General features: G+C 35.3%; 4 protein-coding genes. 1 reads left to right on the top strand and 3 read right to left on the bottom strand.

Annotated elements, in window-relative coordinates; all coding sequences use genetic code 11:
• The 3 genes from H540_RS0125990 to H540_RS30945 form a co-directional block, all read right to left on the bottom strand.
• On the bottom strand, window positions 1–252 hold a 252-nt coding region (locus tag H540_RS0125990; RefSeq protein WP_028403062.1), incomplete at its 3' end, for an HTH domain-containing protein.
• Window positions 253–1,218: 966 nt separating this feature from the next.
• Window positions 1,219–1,599 (bottom strand): CDI toxin immunity protein, encoded by a 381-nt coding sequence (locus H540_RS0126000; protein WP_028403063.1) that lies wholly within the window; start codon window positions 1,597–1,599, stop codon window positions 1,219–1,221.
• 158 nt (window positions 1,600–1,757) lie between these two features.
• The gene (locus H540_RS30945) at window positions 1,758–2,537 is read right to left on the bottom strand and encodes an HAD family hydrolase (RefSeq protein WP_051317286.1); all 780 of its coding nucleotides are present in this window, start codon (window positions 2,535–2,537) and stop codon (window positions 1,758–1,760) included.
• A gap of 203 nt (window positions 2,538–2,740) precedes the next feature.
• Between H540_RS30945 and H540_RS30950 the strand changes: the two genes are divergently transcribed.
• A partial coding sequence (locus H540_RS30950; protein ID WP_034671983.1) for a nucleoid-structuring protein H-NS occupies window positions 2,741–3,243 on the top strand: 503 nt, incomplete at its 3' end.

Below are 3,243 nucleotides of genomic sequence, written 5' to 3' on the forward strand. Positions count from 1 at the left end.
GATTATCCCGTTATTCTTGTAAGCCTTTTGCCATCTTTTGTTCGCGGAATAAATTCTGTCCATCCCCAAAACCTCTGGATCAAACCCGCAATGTTCAAATATTTCTCTCGCAGCCTTTCCTTTCTCTCTTTCAGAAATAAAAATACGCTTAAATTCATCTGTATAAGTGATTCCTTTTGTACCAACTGCTTTAACATATTTATTAGTTGATAACTGCTTGGTCTCTTTCTCTGTGAAAATCTTTTTACTCATTATTTTCCCGTCTCCATGTTATCTCTAGTTGTGTTTCTTAATTATACAAAAAAGTACCCTATTGGTAGACTTTTTTTGGTGTCTACTTAATAGGGTACATTGTATTGAGAAATTAGGCTTTTTAATATTGAAATTGATCAAGAACAACTAAAGGCCGCAATACAATGATTCTTTAGGAGGGGAAGGGGAGATGACTTATTCTGTTGATCTATTCAATTTCGCATTAAAACCTGATTTAACGCATGTTTCTCTTTTAGCGATATTCAGTCAGGTAGGTGCAAAAACGAGATCTGATACAGATTTCGTTTTTGCTTTGTGTGCTCCTGGGGCCAGACCAGAGCACAATTATACAGTGACACTTTAAATTAAACTCCTAACAATACGAATTCCCTCCAAACCACTTTGCTGGAGGGGATGTTTATAGACTTTTAAATACATTGAGTTCTGATTACTTACGTTATGGAAAGTAAACTATGCATAAATTAAGCGATTTGTAGCAACATAAACGTGTAGAGTTTCTCTACACTTTACAAAAGATTGATGGTGTACAAACAAGAAGGCTTCAACTTCTCCTGAAGCCTTTTTGTCATGCTCAGAGTGTTCTAAAGGTATAGCAGTTCTCGTGAACGTTCGTAAAGAGGTTTTAGACATGATGTACCAACGTGAAAATCACTATCTTTAATTCACTTTAACATTTTTGGTTCTAGCACGAAAATAGTTCTCTAGAAGTATAGGACAATTATATTCCTTTCCATTCAGGGGTTCAGTTCAGTCACATGCTCAGTATCCCAAAAATAAAAAAACGCTATTCTTTCAGCAGAATTCTTAATGAAAGGATGGCGTTTTTTTTATGAATTTTTCCACCTCTGATAAACTTCACCTTTTTTGTGCAGGACTTACACAGATATATGTCACCACAAGCCTAGAATAACTAGCTAAGGAGAAGAACTTCAGAGGGATTTTTACTTACATTTTCCCGAAAAACACTGTGCCGTCATCATAAAATTCTACTACAACCTTTAAATCGGGTGAATAGAGCCACGTTCCGAAGCTGACTGCTGTTACGTAATGGATGGCATTTGCAATTGCATGCATGTTGGATTGGATAATTGGTAAGGTATCACTGTTCCACAATACATAAAAAGGTATATCTCTTTCGAAAAGCGGAGGAAGTGCACCCACATCTGTTATCTCGTACTTCTTCTCAACTGCCTCCCATTCAATCCTTGCATAATTAGTAATCGGGAAGTCAGACGTGAATTTCTGGAAGATTTGTTTCGTTTCGTCCTTGGATAGAGCTTGACCCTCTTGGCCCAACGCCTCTATACATCTCTCAAATGCTGTCATATGAGTCACAACCTTATTATTTATATGTATTTCTATTATACCTTATCGTTCAATCTATAGCTGTATAGAAAAGAGTAAGACCATTTGATGGTTCTGGTACAAGAATATAATAAAAAAGAATTAGAAAGCTATTTATGAAGAAGTTTCGATTTACAAACTCAGTTATGAATATCAAAATAATTTGAAGGAATGTTATTCCTAAATTGATCTTCCTCCATAATGTGTTTATGAATTGCATCAGGTACTTCATGTAGCGAATTTAAAGTAAGAAAAGCACCCTTAGGCTCCACCTCAACTTCAACAACGTTATACTTCCATTCTGTTTCAGCAGGAAGATAAATGGCATTAATCTCCTTCTCTAGTGCGGGCACTATATCCGTTCTTAATGAATTTCCAACCATCCAAGTTATTTTAGGGTCGGCATCAATTGTTTTTAGTATATCCGATAACGCTGTAGTATCTTTATGTTCTGAAATGAATATGCGATGTTCAAAATATGTAATGAGTTCTAACTGAGCTATTTTTCTGCGTTGATTAGATTCATCTCCACCTGTATGCAAATATAACTCGTGTCCTGCCTCTTTTAATTGTTGCAGTGTTTCATTCATATATGGGAGCGGTTCTACAGGAATTTTAAATACCTCAAATCCTAATTCTCTTAAAGATTCGATGTCAGATTTGTTCTGCTTTTTACCTGTTAAATCACAAAAATGTTTGTAAGCACCAACAAAGGACTCAGGAAAACGGTCTGACCTTAAACCATGTTCATTAATAGACTCTAAATCAATTTCAAGTTGTTTTTGTTTGACTTCCTCTTTTGTTAACAAGTCAAACCATGTCGTCATTTGATCGGCAAACTTTTCAATAACTTGGTTAAAATATCTATTACAATGTACTAGTGTATCATCAAGGTTAAATAAAATATTTTGTTTTTGCATCTCTTACTCCTTTTTAAAATATTTTATGATAATAATTATCCTTCCACTGGTCTTAGTCAATATTACATTAAAATTAGATGAATTTGAGATTGATTTCATAGAAATGGGATTTGCACCAGAACCAGAAATTTTAATACATAAAAGCATAAAAGTTAAAAAATAATATTACTAAAAAGCGGTATAAGCAGGGGGAATTTACTATCATGGAACATCGTAGCAAAATTTTAGACTGTACCATTCGTGATGGAGGCTTGGTTAACAATTGGGATTTCAGCGTCGAATTCGTTCAAGACTTGTATAATGGCCTAAGTGCAGCTGGTGTTGAATACATGGAGATCGGCTACAAAAATTCCGCTAAGCTTCTTAAAGCGACTGAGCCCAATCCATGGAGATTTCTTGACGATAACTTCCTGAAAGAAATTATCCCTGAGAAAAAGTTCACGAAGCTATCTGCTCTAGTAGATATTGGACGTGTAGATCCAAATGACATTCTACCACGTGAGCAAAGTGTTTTAGATATGATTCGAGTGGCGTGTTATATCCGCGAAGTGGATAAAGGCTTAGAGCTTGTACAAATGTTTCATGATTTGGGCTATGAGACTTCACTTAACATTATGGCTTTATCTAGTGTACCTGAACATCAGCTTATTAAAGCGTTTGAAATGGTGAAGGAAAGTCCTGTAGATGTTGTATATATCGTTGACTC

The sequence above is a fragment of the Ectobacillus panaciterrae DSM 19096 genome, from assembly GCF_000430785.1.
In the GTDB taxonomy this organism is placed as follows: domain Bacteria; phylum Bacillota; class Bacilli; order Bacillales; family Bacillaceae_G; genus Ectobacillus; species Ectobacillus panaciterrae.